The sequence below is a fragment of the Streptomyces sp. NPDC050546 genome, from assembly GCF_044457425.1.
Lineage (GTDB): Bacteria > Actinomycetota > Actinomycetes > Streptomycetales > Streptomycetaceae > Streptomyces.
In genome coordinates, this window is the sequence record NZ_JBITGX010000005.1 from 1 (window position 1) to 16,033 (window position 16,033).

General features: G+C 70.2%; 11 protein-coding genes. 4 read left to right on the forward strand and 7 right to left on the reverse strand.

The genetic code is table 11. From position 1 onward, the window contains the following. The coding region (locus ACIBK5_RS13770; protein WP_399019226.1) for a cbb3-type cytochrome c oxidase subunit I at positions 1-311 on the reverse strand (311 nt) is incomplete at its 3' end. Beyond that, positions 308-1,273 carry a cytochrome c oxidase subunit II gene (coxB, locus tag ACIBK5_RS13775; RefSeq protein ID WP_399019228.1) on the reverse strand — a complete coding sequence of 322 codons (966 nt, stop codon included), beginning with the start codon at positions 1,271-1,273 and terminating at the stop codon, positions 308-310. The genes ACIBK5_RS13770 and coxB, both read right to left, overlap by 4 nt. Positions 1,274-1,537: 264 nt before the next feature. Between coxB and ACIBK5_RS13780 the strand changes: the two genes are divergently transcribed. After that, positions 1,538-2,917, forward strand: a complete 1,380-nt coding sequence (locus ACIBK5_RS13780; RefSeq protein ID WP_399019230.1) for a cysteine desulfurase/sulfurtransferase TusA family protein — start codon at positions 1,538-1,540, stop codon at positions 2,915-2,917. 65 nt (positions 2,918-2,982) lie between these two features. On the opposite strand, the gene ACIBK5_RS13785 is transcribed toward ACIBK5_RS13780, so the two are convergent. Continuing rightward, a complete protein-coding gene (locus tag ACIBK5_RS13785) occupies positions 2,983-3,957 on the reverse strand; it encodes a carbohydrate kinase family protein (protein WP_399019232.1) in 975 nt (324 codons plus the stop codon). A 132-nt stretch (positions 3,958-4,089) separates the two neighbouring features. Between ACIBK5_RS13785 and ACIBK5_RS13790 the strand changes: the two genes are divergently transcribed. Continuing rightward, positions 4,090-4,299, forward strand: coding sequence for a hypothetical protein (locus tag ACIBK5_RS13790; protein ID WP_399019234.1), 210 nt, complete (start codon positions 4,090-4,092; stop codon positions 4,297-4,299). Positions 4,300-4,444: 145 nt separating this feature from the next. Then, on the forward strand, positions 4,445-6,319 hold the full coding sequence (locus ACIBK5_RS13795) for a hypothetical protein (protein ID WP_399019236.1): 1,875 nt from the start codon (positions 4,445-4,447) through the stop codon (positions 6,317-6,319). 100 nt (positions 6,320-6,419) lie between these two features. Here ACIBK5_RS13795 and ACIBK5_RS13800 read toward each other — a convergent pair whose 3' ends face one another. Then, positions 6,420-6,776 (reverse strand): iron-sulfur cluster assembly accessory protein, encoded by a 357-nt coding sequence (locus ACIBK5_RS13800; protein ID WP_003989692.1) that lies wholly within the window; start codon positions 6,774-6,776, stop codon positions 6,420-6,422. A gap of 282 nt (positions 6,777-7,058) precedes the next feature. Here ACIBK5_RS13800 and nadA point away from each other — a divergent pair, with 282 nt between their 5' ends. Beyond that, the gene (gene nadA / locus ACIBK5_RS13805) at positions 7,059-8,243 is read left to right on the forward strand and encodes a quinolinate synthase NadA (RefSeq protein WP_399019238.1); all 1,185 of its coding nucleotides are present in this window, start codon (positions 7,059-7,061) and stop codon (positions 8,241-8,243) included. 17 nt (positions 8,244-8,260) lie between these two features. Here nadA and ACIBK5_RS13810 read toward each other — a convergent pair whose 3' ends face one another. From ACIBK5_RS13810 to ACIBK5_RS13820, 3 genes are read right to left on the reverse strand one after another with little or no spacing between them, the layout of a single operon-like run. Further along, positions 8,261-10,768 (reverse strand): hypothetical protein, encoded by a 2,508-nt coding sequence (locus ACIBK5_RS13810; RefSeq protein ID WP_399019240.1) that lies wholly within the window; start codon positions 10,766-10,768, stop codon positions 8,261-8,263. A 29-nt stretch (positions 10,769-10,797) separates the two neighbouring features. Next, positions 10,798-12,075 (reverse strand): CHAT domain-containing protein, encoded by a 1,278-nt coding sequence (locus ACIBK5_RS13815; protein WP_399019242.1) that lies wholly within the window; start codon positions 12,073-12,075, stop codon positions 10,798-10,800. Between the two features lie 10 nt (positions 12,076-12,085). Further along, positions 12,086-15,583, reverse strand: a complete 3,498-nt coding sequence (locus tag ACIBK5_RS13820; RefSeq protein WP_399019244.1) for a CHAT domain-containing protein — start codon at positions 15,581-15,583, stop codon at positions 12,086-12,088. Positions 15,584-16,033 lie beyond the last annotated feature (450 nt).

The following is a 16,033-nucleotide window of genomic DNA, read 5'->3' on the forward strand; positions in this document are numbered from 1 at the left end:
GCGAACAGCGGCGTCGCGAACATCAGCAGCATGATCGTGCCGTGCATCGTGAACGCCTGGTTGAACTGCTCGTTCGACATGATCTGCAGACCCGGACGGGCCAGCTCGGCGCGCATGAACAGCGCCATCACGCCGCCGATGACGAAGAACGCGAACGACGTCGCCAGGTACAGCGTGCCGATCGTCTTGTGGTCCGTCGTCGTCAGCCACTTGACCACGACACTGCCGCGGTTCTGGCGCCTGACCGGCAGCTCGTCCGCGTAATGGGACCCTGCTGCCGCGGCACCCTGGGGTTCGTTGAGGATGCTCACAGGTTGTTCGTCTCCCGGTTCTTCTCGTGGCTCGTCTGCGCGATGCCGGCAGGAACGTAACCGTTCTGCTGCTTGTCCACGAGGTCCTTGAGGTGCTGCTCGTAGCGCTCGGGGGAGACGACCTTCACGTTGAACAGCATCCGAGAGTGGTCGACGCCGCAGAGCTCGGCGCACTTGCCCAGGAAGGTGCCCTCCTTGTTGGGGGTCACCTCGAAGGCGTTGGTGTGGCCCGGGATGACGTCCTGCTTCATCAGGAACGGCACCACCCAGAAGGAGTGGATGACGTCACGCGAGGTCAGCACGAAGCGGACCGTCTTGCCCTTGGGCAGCCAGAGCGTCGGACCGGGGTTGTTGGTCTGCGGGTTCCGCGTACCGGGGGTGCCGCAGTCGTAGGCGCCGCCGGCGTTGGCCGGGAAGTCGTCCACGAAGCGCTTCGGAATCGCGTCGAGCTCCTTGGACGTCTTGGCGTCACCGGTGGAACCCGCGACGGGCTCGATGTAGTTGAAGCACCAGCTCCACTGGAAGCCGACCACGTTGACCGTGACGTCGGGCTTCTTCTTGAGGCTGAGCAGCTCGGACTCGTCACGGGCGGTGAAGTAGAACAGCACCGAGACGATGATGAGCGGGACCACGGTGTACAGCGCCTCGATGGGCATGTTGTACCGGGTCTGTGGGGGAACTTCGACCTTGGTGCGGCTGCGCCGGTGGAAGAATGCACTCCACAGGATCAGACCCCACACCAGCACGCCAACGGCGAGGGCGGCCGCCCAGGACCCCTGCCACAGGGAGAGGATCCGCGGAGCCTCTTCCGTGGTCGGGGTGGGCATACCAAGGCGGGGGAAGTCTTCCCAGTTGTACGAGCAACCGGTGGCTGTCGCCAGGACCAGGCCCGCGGTCATGCCTTGCAGCAGCTTCCGCCGCATCGGGCGCCGCGGCGAGCGGTCGGAGCCGTTGGGACTCACGTAGCGCCTTCCCGAGAGTCTCGCCCGCGCGGATCGGCTGCGGCCTGGCCTTCTCGCTGGTCGGTCGCCGCCCTGCGTCGGGCAGGGGTTTGGATGTTTATGCGGACCAAACCCTAGCCGACGCCCTCCGGGGGTTCTCTAGGAGGGGTGCCTACTCACCCGAGGGGTTCGCTGAATTGGCGGCTGCGGGTGGTTTGTGGTTCTTCGCGCAGTTCCCCGCGCCCCTGAGGGACGTCTGCGTGCTGGGCGCTCTAGCGTTGACGTGTGGCCTACTTCGATGCTGCTTCCGCTGCTCCGCTTCATTCTGTTGCCCGGCAGGCTCTGCTGGCCTCCCTCGACGAGGGGTGGGCGGATCCCGCGCGGTTGTACAGGGAAGGGCGGCGGGCGCGGATGCTGGTGGACGCCGCTCGGGAGGCCGCTGCCGAGGCGGTGGGGTGCCGGGCGGACGAGCTGGTGTTCACCTCGTCCGGAACGCGTGCCGTGCATACGGGGATCGCGGGGGCGTTGGCCGGACGGCGGCGGGTCGGGCGCCACCTGATCGTGTCGGCCGTCGAACATTCTTCGGTACTCCATTCGGCCGAGGTGCACGAGGCGGGCGGCGGGTCCGTCACCCAGGTGCCGGTCGACCGGGGCGGGACAGTGGATCCGGCGGCGTACGGCGATGCCCTGCGCGGGGACACGGCGCTGGCCTGTCTCCAGTCGGCCAATCACGAGGTGGGGACGGAGCAGCCCGTCGCGGCGGTGTCCGAGCGATGCCGGGAGGCCGGGGTGCCGTTGCTGGTGGATGCCGCGCAGTCGCTCGGCTGGGGGCCGGTGGAAGGGGACTGGTCGCTGCTCACGGCCAGTGCGCACAAGTGGGGCGGGCCGTCGGGGGTCGGGCTGCTCGTGGTGCGCAAGGGTGTGCGGTTCTCGACGCAAGAGCCGGTGGACGAGCGGGAGTCGGGGCGGGCGGCCGGTTTCGAGAACATCCCGGCGATCGTGGCCGCTGCGGCCTCGCTACGGGCCGTACGGGCGGAGGCGGCCGGGGAGGCCGCGCGGCTGCGGGAGCTGACGGAGCGGATCCGGGCCCGGGTGCCTGGGCTCGTACCCGACGTCGATGTGGTCGGGGATCCGGTGCGCCGGCTGCCCGGGGTCGTCACCTTCTCCTGTCTGTACGTCGACGGAGAGGCGCTGCTGCACGAGCTGGACCGGGAGGGGTTCTCGGTCTCGTCCGGATCGTCCTGCACCAGCAGCACGCTGACGCCGAGCCATGTGCTGCGGGCGATGGGCGTGCTGAGCGAGGGCAACGTACGGGTGTCGCTGCCGCTGGGGGCGGCGGAGGAGGATGTGGAGCGCTTCCTGGAGGTGCTCCCCCGCGCGGTGGCGACCGTGCGGGAGAAGCTGGGGGCGCCGGTCTCCGAGGTTGTGGTGCGGGAGGCGGACGTCCTTGTCGTGGACTCCCTGGGCAAGCGGTGCCCGATCCCCGTCATCGAGCTGGCCAAGGTCATCGGCGATGTGCCCGTGGGCGGCCTGCTGCGGGTCCTGTCGGATGACGAGGCGGCACGGCTCGACATTCCCGCCTGGTGCGAGATGAGGGGCCAGGAGTACGTAGGGGAGGAGCCGGCGGACAAGGGGACGGCGTACCTGGTCCGCCGGGTGAGCTGAACTCCCTGCTCGGGGGCGCGGGGAACTGCGCGACCAGCCCCCCACGCACCCGCAGCCGGCAACGGTCAGGCCAGATGCCCCTGCACCTCGGTCGCCGCATCGTCCCCGTACGCCTTGGTGAACCGCTCCATGAAGTGCCCACGGCGCAGCTGGTACTCCTGCGTCCCCACCGTCTCGATGACGAGAGTCGCCAGCATGCAGCCGACCTGCGCGGCCCGCTCCAGGGAGACACCCCACGCGAGGCCCGACATGAAGCCCGCGCGGAACGCGTCGCCGACGCCCGTGGGGTCGGCCTTGCGCTCCTCGTCCGGCGTGCCGACCTCGATCGGGTCCTCGCCGACCCGCTCGATACGGACGCCGCGCGCGCCGAGGGTGGTCACACGGTGGCCCACCCGGGAGAGGATCTCCGCGTCGCTCCAGCCGGTCTTGGTCTCGATGAGGCCCTTCTCGTACTCGTTGGAGAAGAGGTACGTCGCCCCGTCCAGCAGGATGCGGATCTCCTCGCCGTCCATCCGGGCGATCTGCTGGGAGAAGTCGGCGGCGAACGGGATGGACCGGGAGCGGCACTCCTCGGTGTGGCGGAGCATCGCCTCCGGGTCGTCCGCGCCGATGGAGACCAGGTCGAGTCCGCCGACCCGGTCGGCGACGGTCTTCAGCTCGATGAGGCGGGCCTCGCTCATGGCGCCCGTATAGAAGGAGCCGATCTGGTTGTGGTCGGCGTCGGTCGTGCACACGAAGCGGGCGGTGTGCAGCGTGTCGGAGATGCGGACGGAGTCGGTGTCGACGCCGTGCCGGTCGAGCCAGGCGCGGTACTCGTCGAAGTCCGCGCCCGCGGCGCCGACCAGGATCGGCCGGGTGCCGAGCTGTCCCATGCCGAACGCGATGTTCGCGGCGACGCCGCCGCGGCGGACGTCGAGCTTGTCGACCAGGAACGACAGCGAGACCGTGTGCAGCTGGTCCGCGACGAGCTGGTCGGCGAAGCGGCCGGGGAAGGTCATGAGGTGGTCGGTGGCGATGGAGCCGGTGACTGCGATGCGCACGGCGTGGATTCTCCTGAGGGAGGCGGGCCTTGACACTTCACGCTATCGGGTGGGCGGGGCAGCTCTGAAGGCGTTGAAACTACCCGATAGTAGATCTTTCTCCGCGAGCTCGAGCGTGCCTACGGTGCCGCTATGACGAACCTCAAGGTCCAGGTACCCGTTCCGGTCGATCTCGAAGGCGATCTGGCGTCGTTGCCGGGTGACGGGGCGCGGATGGCTCCCCACTGGGCGGCTCCCGACCGGATCGCCTCCCGGCCCGTCTCCCCGGCCCGGATTCACGGTGTGACCGTACCCCCGGCGTCGGCCCGGCTGCTCGACGCCATGTCGGACTACGGAGACTGAGCGAGTCCCTGCGGGAACCGTGTGCTCCCCCGCTGCGTCCCATCGCTGTCCCCCGTAAAGGTGAGGCGGGATACGACCCACCAGCGCCCCGTGTGTGACCGGTCCGGGTCCGATGGGACAGCTGTGCAGCCGAAGGAGCGATGCGGTGAACACCGAGCGACCCGACAACGACGACGACGCCAGGGAAGCGGGCGGCGCCGGAGCCGCCGCCGACCCTGCCCGGGACATCGGGGGCGTCTCCGACGGTGAACGGGGTTCGGCGGACGCCGAGGACGTGACCGAGGCCGCCGAATCCCGTGAGGTCGACACGCCGGGGGTCGCCGAGACGGAGCAGGACGCCGACGCCGATCAAGCCCCTGAGGCTCCGGAGGCGCCCGAGGGCCGTGAGTCCGAGGCCCGTGAGGACGACACGGCAGACGCCGGCTCGACCCCGGAAGCAGAAGGAGAAGGAGAGGGAGAGGGAAAGGGAGAAGCAGCAACAGAGCCAGAAGCCGCCACTGACGCGGAAGCCGGCGAAGACGCCGCCGCGACGCCGGACAATGACCTGCCCCGCAACGACGAGGACCTGGTCCACCCGGGCGGCGGACACCCCCGGACGCCCGCGATCATCGCCTCCGTCGCCGCCGCCGTGCTGCTGATCGGCGGGGGCGGGGCCTGGCTCGCCACCAACGTGGCCGGCGGGTCGGGCGGCGGACAGACGTCCGGCGCGCCCGGTGGGGACGACACTCCCCCGCCGCTCGCGCTCGACGGGTACTCGGAATCGACCTCCGGCGAGGGCAACGGCATCGCACCCGGTGAGCCCAACCCCTACGGCGCCACCTACCGGCTCGGCGGCACGCTGCCGGACGGCCCCGGCGAAGCCCCGGTGTACCGGGCGCGGGGCGAGGTCACCGAGGAGGACGTGGCCCGGCTGGCGAAGGCCCTCGGGGTCGAGGGGGCGCCGGTGACGCAGGGCGAGGCCTGGAAGGTCGGGGCAGGTCAGGACGGTTCGGGACCGAGCCTCCAGGTGAACAAGCAGGCGCCGGGAGCCTGGACGTTCAACCGCTATGCCCCGGGCACCGACAACTGCAAGGGCGCCGACACCTGCACGGCTCCGCAGTCCGGCGGCACCCCGGTGAGCGAGGGGGAGGCCGAGAAGGCCGCCGCGCCCGTGCTGAAGGCGCTGGGTCAGGACGACGCGAAGCTCGACGCGAGCCAGGTCATGGGCGCCCAGCGGGTCGTGAACGCCGCTCCCGAGGTCGGCGGGCTGCCGACGCACGGCTGGAACACCGGGGTGACGGTCGGCTCGGAGGGCGTGGTCGTCGGTGGCAGCGGTCAGCTGAAGGCGCCGGTGAAGGGGGACACGTACCCCGTGGTCAGTGCCAAGAAGGCGCTGGAGCTGATGGAGGAGCGGCCGACGGGCGACCACCGGATGGGCATCGGCGGCTGCGCCAGCGCCGTGCCGCTGAAGGACCGGCTGGAGGAGCCCTGCGGATCGTCGGCGAGCGGCTCTCCCGGGCAGGAGCAGCAGGACACGGTCACGGTCGAGAACGCGGTGTTCGGGCTGGCCTCGCACTTCGTGGACGGGCGGCAGGCGCTGGTGCCGTCCTGGCTGTTCGAGGTGACGGCGCCGGGCGCGAAGGACCCGTTCACGGTGACGTACCCGGCGGTCGACCCGAAGTATCTGACCTCTGCCCAGCCGAGCGAGCCGAGTGACAAGCCGACGTCGGCGCCCGGTCCGCGCGACGTCGAGGTGGACGGCTACCGGGCCGAGGGTGCGGAGCTGACCGTGACCTTCACGGGCGGGGTGTGCGCCGACTACGACGTGAAGGCGAGCGAGAAGGGCGACGAGGTGACGGTCACGGTGACCTCGACCGCCTGGCCGGACAAGGTCTGCATCATGATCGCGAAGCAGTTCCAGAAGACCGTGCAGCTGGACGAGCCGCTCGGCGACCGTGCGGTCGTGGACGCGGACGGCAAGGGCGTCCCGCTGGCCAGTGAGGGCGCACGGCTGCCGGCTCCCCCGACGCGGGAGCGGTAGGAGCCGCGCGGGTACCCAGCGCAGCGCGAAGGCGGCGGCCCCGTCGGAGGGGGCCGCCGCCTTCGTCATGTCCGCTGCCGCCCGTGGCGGCCCGGCAGGCTCAGCTGAAGGAGTCGCCGCAGGCGCAGGAGCCGGTCGCGTTCGGGTTGTCGATCGTGAAGCCCTGCTTCTCGATCGTGTCCACGAAGTCGATCGTGGCACCGCCCAGGTACGGGGCGCTCATGCGGTCGGTGACGACCTTCACACCGCCGAAGTCCTTCTCGACGTCGCCGTCGAGGGAACGCTCGTCGAAGAAGAGCTGGTAGCGCAGGCCGGAGCAGCCGCCGGGCTGGACGGCGACGCGCAGCGCGAGGTCGTCGCGGCCTTCCTGGTCGAGCAGGGTCTTGACCTTGTCCGCGGCGGCGTCGGTCAGGATGATGCCGTCGCTGACGGTGGTGGTCTCGTCCGATACGGACATCTACATCTCTCCCGGGTTGTACGGAGACTGCTTGCCGACAGTGGCAACCGGCGGGGCCGCGGATTCATTCCGGGCCGGGCGCTCGATTTACGGCTCCGTTTCATGCTCGCACACGCGCCGGGAACCGGAAAACGACTCTTTCCCGGTGTTCCCGGGAATGAACGGCGGCTCGCCGGGATTCACGTCACACAGACGCTATGGCCATCGTCAAAGTGACGTGAAGCGGTTATGATAGATAGCGTCAAATCGACGAAAAGTCGCGGAAGAGAAAGGGTGCGTGTGGTGACCACCGCCCAGCCCCAGGAGCTCGACGTTCAGCCGACGCCCCTCGCCCTGCTGCTCCTCGGCCGGGAGGCCGACCCGAAGAGCGAGCGCGGCGTGGAGTGCCCCGGCGACCTGCCCTCGCCGTCCGACCCGGACCTGGTGGAGCGCGCCCGCAAGGCGAAGGAGAAGCTCGGGGACAAGGTCTTCGTGCTCGGCCACCACTACCAGCGCGACGAGGTCATCCAGTTCGCCGACGTGACGGGTGACTCGTTCAAGCTGGCCCGGGACGCGGCCGCGCGCCCGGAGGCCGAGTACATCGTCTTCTGCGGTGTGCACTTCATGGCGGAGTCCGCGGACATCCTGACCTCCGACGACCAGAAGGTCGTCCTGCCCGACCTGGCCGCCGGCTGCTCGATGGCCGACATGGCGACGGCCGAGCAGGTCGCCGAGTGCTGGGACGTGCTGACCGAGGCCGGCATAGCCGAGCAGGTCGTGCCCGTCTCGTACATGAACTCGTCCGCCGACATCAAGGCGTTCACGGGCAAGCACGGCGGCACGATCTGCACCTCCTCGAACGCGAAACGGGCCCTGGACTGGGCCTTCGAGCAGGGCGAGAAGGTGCTCTTCCTCCCCGACCAGCACCTCGGCCGCAACACCGCCGTGCGGGACATGGGCATGTCCCTGGAGGACTGCGTCCTCTACAACCCGCACAAGCCGAACGGCGGGCTGACGACCGAGGAACTGCGCGCCGCGAAGATGATCCTGTGGCGCGGCCACTGCTCGGTGCACGGCCGCTTCAGCCTCGACTCGGTGAACGACGTGCGCGAGCGCATCCCGGGCGTGAACGTCCTGGTCCACCCCGAGTGCCGGCACGAGGTCGTGGCCGCGGCGGACTACGTCGGCTCGACGGAGTACATCATCAAGGCCCTGGAGGCCGCCCCGGCCGGCTCCAAGTGGGCCATCGGCACGGAGCTGAACCTGGTGCGCCGCCTGGCGAACCGTTTCGCACCCGAGGGCAAGGAGATCGTCTTCCTCGACAAGACGGTCTGCTTCTGCTCGACGATGAACCGCATCGACCTCCCCCACCTGGTCTGGGCCCTGGAGTCCCTGGCCGAGGGCAACCTCGTCAACCGCATCGAGGTGGACAAGGAGACGGAGGCCTTCGCGAAGCTGGCGCTGGAGCGGATGCTGGCGCTGCCATAGCCGCGACCTGACGGGTCTCAGTGGACCGGGCTCTGCGTGCTGGACGCGGCCCGGTCCAGTTCGACGAACTCGGCGAGGAGCGCCTCGCATCTGTCGGCCAGTTCCGGGTCCTCGGCCCGGAGCGCCGTCACGCCCTTCTCACCGTCCACCGCCTCGGCGAACAGGATTCCGCGGGTCTGCTCCAGCAGTTCCACAGCCCGTTCGGGCCGGCCCGCCGCGACCATGATGCCGCCCACGGTCATGGCCAGGCCGGGCATGTCCGCCAGCAGATATTCACGTTCGGCCCGGTCCAGGTGCCGGCCCAGGGCCTGCGGAAGCAGCATCACGAGCGTTTCCACCGCATGTGCCGCTTGCTCGGATCTCCCCAGCTTCATGAGGACCAGGGCGCCGCTGCGCGCGGCACGGACGCGCTGGCGGGCACTTCCGGCCGTGCTGTCGGCGCACTCGGCGTAGGCCTCCGCGGCCTCGTTCAGCAGGTGCGGCGGGGCCTCGTCGGCGGCAAGGGACTCCAACGCGCTGCCAAGCTGCAACAGGGCGTTGCAACGGTACGCCTCGGTGGACGGAACGGCTCGGACCGCACGCCGCGACAGTTCCACGGCGAGTGCCAGTGCGGTGTCGTCCCCGGTCTCGGTGAACAGCCCTAGCATGACACCCGCCAGGTTGGACAGGCGCGGACCGAACGGAGGCTGATGCTCAGCGGTGAGCATCAGTGCCTGCCGGGCGTAGGAGATGCACTCCAGCAGCACCGCCCGGTCCTTCGAGGACTGATACCGCAGCCTCAGTACCCAGCTCAGGATGTCTTTGCGCATCGCCAGGGCCGCGTGGCCGTCGGGCGTATGGCGCACCGCCCTGCGTGCCGCGGCCAGGGCCTGGGCCAAGGTCTCCGCGCCGCCGTCACGGACGTGGGACAAGGCCAGCAGCATGGCGACATTGGCCTCGTGATGTCCCCGCACCGCGCCCGCACGGGGCGCCAGGCTCAGGAGCTCCCGGCTGACCTCGATGGCTTCGGCGAAGACGGCTTGGCCACTCACCTCGGCGAAGCGGGCCAGCGCGTTCGCGAGGTTGGCCACATGGGCGACGTACCGGGGGTCGTGGCGCGGTGTCGTCCGGACGGATTCCCGTCCTGCCTGCACGGCTTCGGCCAGGCGGTCCAGGCTGCCTCGGGTCTCGTACTCGATGGTCAGCAGCGTGCAGAGATTGGAGAGCAGACTGGGGTGGCGTGAGGGCTGTGTGTTGGCCAAGATCGCGCGTCTGATCAGCGTGCCGGCCTCGCCGACATGGGTGGCGCTCGTGCCGTGCCAGTAGCAGTCGAGAAGAGCGGATCCCAGCTGGGAAAGGTAGAGCGGATGATCAGGATGTCCCTCAGCCGTGTGCAGCAGGGCCGCTCGTCGCGCCTCGACGAGGTGATCGAGATGAGTGGTGTCCCCTGTTTCGTCGAACATGCCCGAGAGCGCGCCGGCCAGGTTGTTGTACCGCATCGGCAGATACGGGTCGCCGGGCCGGCTCACCTCGATGGCGCGACGCATCACGTCCAGACTTTCCCGCAGGAGGGAGACGTCGTGGGAGCGGGAGTAGTGGTGTACGAGGTCGCCCCCGAGGTTCGCCCACAACGGTGCCACGTCCACGCCGTGGTCCAAGGGGCTGCCGGCCAGTTCGTCGTAGGCCTGGATGGCCGCACGCCGGCAGGCCAGCGTCTCCGTCAGAGCGGAGGCACTGCCCGTCGCGTCCACCACCGAGCGAAGAGCGGACGCCAGGGCGCCGAACGCGAGCACTCGCTCCGGATGCCCGGGCTCCACCAGGTCTACGGCGGTGCGCAGGAGCTCGATCGCCTCGGTCAGATGGCCCGGTTCACTCTCGACCTCATGCAGGCCTATCAGCGCGTTGGCCATGTTGTTCATGATGTTGGCCCGGATGCCGGGGTCGTCCGTCGCACAGGCGAGAGCCGAGCGGGTGGCGTACAGCGCCTCGTGCAGAGTGGCGGGCTCCCCTGTGAAGTCGTAGAGCATCCTCAGCCCGTAGGCGAGGTTGGACAGGCAGTTCGCCCGGTGGTCGGGGATCACCACGGCCGCCGCGATGGACCGGAGCAGGTCCAACGCCCGGTGCAGGACGTCCTGCGCTCCCGTCGTCTGGAACTCTTCGATCAGGTCCAGGGCGCGTTCGTGCCGCTCCACGGCGGCCACCTCCGCTCGCCCTCGTTCGTACAGGGTCCGCAGTTCCGCGGGAACGGCCTCCGGATGCTCCTGATGGACAGGCTGGAGGAGTTGTGCGGCGAGTTCGAGAGAGCGTTGATCGCGCCCCCGGGGCAGGACAAGGTAGCGCTGCCAGCACAGCCGGCCCGCCGCACGCAGCACTTCAAGAGTCGCGCCGCCTTCGGAGACCAGGGCCAGCAGGACGTTCAGCGCCTCCGTCGCCTCGTCCGACAGCACGACGGAGGGACTCGACGACTGTTCAAACAGTTCGACCCGTCGGCGGACATCCTGGAGCGCCCTGTGCACCTCGCCGGCAGCAGCTCCGGACTCGTTCATCTTCCGTCCCCCTTCGGCGCTGCCTGACGTCATGGACCCGTGTGGGTGAACCGCGACCACACGCTGGGGTGATGGCGGTTCTCGCCGCGGTCTCTGAGTTCCCTGACAGCCTCGTGCAGCGCCGAGGCGGCCTCGTCGGGAAAGAACCGCCCCTCACGGACCATGCGGCGGTAGACGGCCTCCGCCAGGTCCGCCGCTACGGCATCGGTCACCGACCAGGTCGTGGCGACGACGTTCCGGAAGCCGGTGTAGTGCAGGGCGGCGGCCAGAGTGATGACTTCGTCCGGCAGTGTGACGGAACCGGTGGCCGTCTTGCACGCCGACAGGAAGGCGAAGTCGCCGTGGTGCCGGCCTCGGGAGATCTCGGAGATGGTGAGCTTGCCGTCGGCGAGGAAGACCCCTCCGTTGGAAGGCGTCTCCAGATCCTGCGTTCCATGGCAACTGAAGTGGGTCCAGCGGTGCGTCGCCATCCCCGCCCGCACGGCCTCGACCGTGGCCGTCTCGTCCGCCAGCAGGGTGTGGCGGCCTGTGAACAGCTCCTGCAGCAGTGCTTGTTCACGCGCCACGGCCGGCAGTGGCGGCTGGCCGGGAGCGTTCGCCACCGTGACGAGCAGCAGCTTGTCCTCGACCGGGCGCTCATGGCCGGACGGACGGGGGCGTCGGGCCTCGCTGAGCGCTTTCAGCGTCGGCGTGTAGGAGGAGACGACCCGGTCGATGACGGTCGACGGACGGGAGCGCCCCGCGTCCTCGTGGTAGCCGGCGGAATGCAGGGGCAGGGAGGTGAGAGGGCCCGAGGGACACCACCAGAGTCGCGGCCATGGCCGGCCCTCATCCGGTGGGCCGGTGAATCCCAGGGCGTCGAGTACCGGGTCGGCGATGGTGTGCCAGACCCATTCCTGGGTGTCGATCATCACCTGTTCCACCGCCACGCGCGCGATCCAGTACCGCTCCAGGTCCGCGGGGGCGCCACTCGCCGCTCTGGCGGCGAGGATGTCCAGTTCCTGAACGGCCCGCAGATAGCGGTCGGTGTGGGTGAGGGCGTCGTCGAAGCTCAGCCCGGGCAGCGGGACCGGCCGGAGCCCGTCCGCCGTGAGGACGAGGGCGTCACAGGTCCAGCGGCTGGCGTTGAGCATCACGACAGGCCCGTCCGCCGCCGACGACAGCAGGCCGGTCAGGCCGGTGGGGCGCATGAAGTCACGGAAGCCGGGCCGCTCCCGGATCTCGTCGAGCAGTGCAGTCCATTCCGCCGCCAGTGCCCTCCTGCGCAGTGCGCGATCCGACGCTGTCGACGGGTCATCAGCCACCATCGCGCTCCCCCTACGGTCCGATGTGAAGGTACGAGGCCCAGGTGGCGAGAGGGGCCGGGTTCGCGCCGGTACGGAGTTCGGTGACAGCGTCGTGCAGTGCCACGGCGGCTGCGGAGGGGTCCTCGCCGAGACCGGAGTAGACCGCGCGGGCCACCTGCGGGGCGATCGGGTCACGAACGGCCCAGAGGGTGCCGATGACGTGCCGGTAGCCGGCCATATGGAAGGCCGCCGCCACATGCATGGCCTCATCGGCGACATCGACGCGACCGCGGGCCGTGTGGCAGGCGGACAGAAAGGCCAGCTCCGCGCCCTCCACCGGTTCGGCGGCGACATCGAGGACGGAGAGCCGGCCGTCGCCCAGCACGATGCCGCTCCGCGTCGGATCGGCGGAGTCGTGCGTACCGTGACAGGCGAAGTGAGCCCAGGGACGGTGGCGCACCGCCGTCTTCACCCGGTCGCATCGAGCCTGTTCGTCCCGGAGCACGAGAAGGTCGTCGCCGAGTCGCTCCCTCAGCGTCTCCAGTTCCCGGGGAACGGCGGGCAGATCCCCGAGTTCCTCGTCCGCCGACGGCGGGGTACGGCTCATACCGACCGCGAGTACCTTGCGGCTTCCCGGGGCGGCCGGTGGCCTGAAGCGCGCGTGGATCAGCGCCCCGAGGGTCGGCGTGTACGAGGAGATGACCCGGTCGGCCGTCGTGACACCGCCCGGGTGGTGCCCGGCCGCGTGTAACGGCAGCAGACCGAGAGGGCCCGTCGGGCACCACCAGACGCGTGGCAGGGACAGTCCGGGCTCTGCCGCCGGGACACCGGGAAAGAGGGCGCCGAGGACGGGTCCGACGATGTGGTCCCAGAGCCACTCGGTGGTCGCCAGCAGGGTCTGCCGGGAGTGGATCAGCCACCCCGGGTCCACGGAGCCCGCCCCCGTGCCGGCCGTCGCCTCGACGAAGGCGTGGGCCCGATGGAGCACCTCGTCGAATTCGAGCGTCTGCAGCGGTACCAGCAGCACGTCGTCGTGGCCCGGCCGCAGCACGAGCGCGTCGCAGCGGTGCCGGCTCACGTTGACGACGACCACCGGCCCGCCGTCCGCTGCCCGCCGCAGTTCGGCGAACCGGGGGATGCGCAGAAAGGTGCCGAAGCCGGGCAGCGCCCGGATCCGTGCGAGCAGTTCGGCGTGCCGCTCGGCCAGCCGCAGCCGGCCTGCCAGCGCCGCGGGGGCGTATCCCGAGGCCTGCTCGCCCAGGTCGCGCCTCGAAGAGTCACCGAAGTGCACGACGTTCAGGTCGAGGAGCCGGCAGACCTCGTTGAACTCCTCGGCGAGCCTGGGGTGTTGCTCACTCAGCGCGCGCCAGTCGCCCCGGGTCTCCATGAGATGGGCCCAGAGCACGGACCGGCCCTGCTCCAGCAGTCGTAGAGCCTGCTCCGGGGCGCCCTGTGTGAGCGCGGCCGCGGCGGCGTCGCTCGCCAGCCCCGGGAACCGGCCCAGTCGAGACAGCTGGGAGAAGCGGTCCAGCCCTCGCCAGGCGAGTCGCGGCAGGAGTTCCTCGATGGCGACGCGATAGCTCTCGACGGCGTCGGCCGACGCGCCCCGCATACACAGATCAGCGTGCGCCACCCGTGCGCGCAGCCGTGCCTCGGTGGATGCCCCTGCCTGGTCAGCCACCTCCTGGAAGGTCCGCAGCGCTTGGTGCAGGAACTCCGGGTCGCCGTCGTGGTCGAACCGCGCCCGCAGCGCCTGGGCGAGGTTGAAGCGGACACGCGCGGTGACCGGGGTGTCCTCGGGTGCTGAGCCCAGACAGGCCCGGAACACCGAGAGTGCCTCGTCGACGACTGCCGGATCGTTCGTCCGGCGGAAGCGCTTCATCAGACTGTTCGCGAGGTTGGACCGGCGCCCCGGCAGGTCCGGGTGCCGGGCCGGAGTGGCCTCCACCGCGGCTCGCGCGGCCCGGATCGCCTCGTCGCTCCGGTCGGCGTCCTCGCCGAAGTCCGCCCACAGGCTCAGCGCGGTGGCGAGGTTGGCCAGGTAGGTATGGCGCGCGGGGTCGTCGTCCGCCGCGTGTTCCACCGCCTTGCGCGCAAGGAAGACCGCCGTCTGCGCCATGGCGGACGCACCGGTCACCTCGGCCTGCAGGCGTGCGGTGACCGAGATGTTGGACACGATCGTCGGGTTGTCCGCCCCTCCGTTCTCGAAGGCGGTCATCCCGTGCAGCATCGCGGCGCGCAGATCGTCCCGGCTGCCGGTGCGCTCGTAGCGCAGGCGGAGTGCGATCATCAGCTCGGTGTAGATCATCGCCCGCCGGCGGTGATCCGCGGGAATCTGCTCGGACGCCCGCTGTCCCGTCTCGATCGCCCGGTCGAGGTCGTCCCCGGCGCCGGTGGCCGCGTAGCGGACGCGCAGGACGGCGGACAGGTTGCCGAGGTAGACGGGTCGGTCCTCGTGCCGGGCCGGTGTCGCCGCGACGGCGGCCTCGGTGAGCCCGACCGCCTCGTCGAGGTCGCCGATGTCTCCGTGCCGTCCGAACCGGCTCCGGTAGCGAGCGCCGAGAGCGGACAGGAGGTCGGGCTGGCCCGGCTCTGCCCGGGCTAGCCCGACCGCACGGTCGAAGTCGGCGGGGTCACCACCGCGGTCCCATCGTGCGAGGAGGAGCGTGCCCAGGGATGCCGACACCGCGGATGCCAGGTCACCGACGGTGGGCAGGTCCAAGGCGCCCTGCAGCGAGGCGATTCCGTCCTCCAAGTCGCCCTCGTCGCGTGTGCGGTGGTAGCGGTTCGCCAGCATGACACCGAGGTTCCAGGTGAATTGGACCCGATGTGAGTGGTCGGGACCGCCCGCCTCGATCGCGTCGCGCATCGTGGCGATCCCGGCATCGCTGTCGGCGAGGCTTTCGGACAGGTCGTAGCGTTGATGCAGCGCGACACCGAGATATCCCAGGCACAGGGATCTGGCCTCACCCGTGGCGATCGCGGCTGCTTGACGCCCGACGGCGACAGCCCGGTCGGCGTCTTCGAGTCTGTTCGTGAGTTGCGTCCGACGTGTCGTCATCGAGCAGACGTTGGCGAGGTAGGTGGCCTTCTCCACCGGGGTGCCGGCCGCGTCGGAGGCCCGTTTGAAAAGGGCGATGGCCGCGTCGAGCGTGCCGAGGTCGCCGCTGCGGAAATGACTGACGCTCAGCTGCAGGGCCTGTTCCGCCAACTCCTCCGGACCATCCGGTACTTGCTGCTCCTGGAACACCGCCTCCAGCGCGGCCGGGACCAGGTCCGGCCGTGTCGCCCGGAGCATCTGGAACAGGCTGAGCGCGATCCGGTAGTCACTGTCCTGCGCCCCGGGAGGCACCTGGGCGTGATGGCGGGCCCAGTGCAAGGAGGCCACCACATGGACCACTTCGACCTCATACGGAGGGCCGGCCGCCCGCATGAGTCCGCTTGCCTCGTTCACGGCCTCGTCGTCCAGCACCTGGCTGTGGTCTCCGGCGGCGAACGCGCGCAGACGGCGCCGCAGCGCCCCCGTCAAGTCGTCCTTCAGCGTGGCAACTCCTCGCGCGTGGATGTGAGGATCCCGCTGACATCTCGCGAGGCCCACCCGTAGGCTAACCACCTTTGATGGCAACATGTGATGTTCTGTAAAAACGGGTGGGTAATGGACGAATCAGATGCTCGCGCCCTGCTCTGCCGGCTGCTGCCGGGCCTGCGGGCGGGGGCGGAGACAGGACGCTGGACCGGCAGACTGGATACGATCCTCGCCCCTGTGCGGGACGGAGGCTCGGCAGCGGAGGCTCTCACGAGGCTCGGCTTGGAACCTCCGGCGGGCGAGACACCCGGCGGCGAGCGAGGTGGCCCCGGCCCGCACGCCCTCTGGGGCGGCGGCCGGGCTGAGGTGAGCGGTGCGTACGTGTGTCCGGGTACACCCCCTTGCCCACGGCGCAGCGGGCGGGACGCCGACGGCAGACCACCGGTGTGCGGC

Excerpts from the sequence above, each read along its gene's own strand:
- ACIBK5_RS13815 (WP_399019242.1), bottom strand. The coding sequence starts at position 12,075 with ATGGTGGCTGATGACCCGTCGACAGCGTCGGATCGCGCACTGCGCAGG.
- ACIBK5_RS13810 (WP_399019240.1), bottom strand. The coding sequence starts at position 10,768 with ATGAACGAGTCCGGAGCTGCTGCCGGCGAGGTGCACAGGGCGCTCCAG.
- ACIBK5_RS13790 (WP_399019234.1), top strand. The coding sequence starts at position 4,090 with ATGACGAACCTCAAGGTCCAGGTACCCGTTCCGGTCGATCTCGAAGGC.
- ACIBK5_RS13800 (WP_003989692.1), bottom strand. The coding sequence starts at position 6,776 with ATGTCCGTATCGGACGAGACCACCACCGTCAGCGACGGCATCATCCTG.